1 protein-coding gene is annotated in these 429 nt (G+C 46.4%); it reads left to right on the top strand.

The window, feature by feature from the left end:
* A partial coding sequence (locus LF817_RS20045; protein WP_253937569.1) for an FAD-dependent oxidoreductase occupies nt 1-280 on the top strand: 280 nt, incomplete at its 5' end.
* Nucleotides 281-429 lie beyond the last annotated feature (149 nt).

Raw genomic sequence — 429 nt, forward strand, 5'->3', positions numbered from 1 at the left:
GCTTGAAGATGACTCAGCCGTACTTCGGGATGGTGGATTCATAGCTTCAGAATGGAAACAGGCCGCTTCTTTTGATTCTTCCCTCGGCTACACATTAAACGAGCAGGGCGGGATTGCTACGGATAGCTGGCAGCGCACAAATACAGAAGGAGTGTATGCTTGCGGAGATACGCGGATTGCCGGTCCATCCCAATTAATTATTGCGGCAGCGGAAGGCAGTATGGCTGCCTTAACTGTGGTCGGAGCCCTGGTGGAAGAAAAATTTAACGAGGTGAACTAGCACATCTAAACAGCTGCTTCTAAAAAGGAGGATCTATATGCATCACTCACATGACAAGCACAGTAAAGGTAAAGTATCTTATTTAGAAAGTGCCGAACGAAGAAAAGAATTCTCACCGGATCAATTGCTGAACATGGTTCCTGTAAAAG

Source organism: Halobacillus sp. A1 (assembly GCF_024189295.1).
Lineage (GTDB): Bacteria > Bacillota > Bacilli > Bacillales > Halobacillaceae > Halobacillus_A.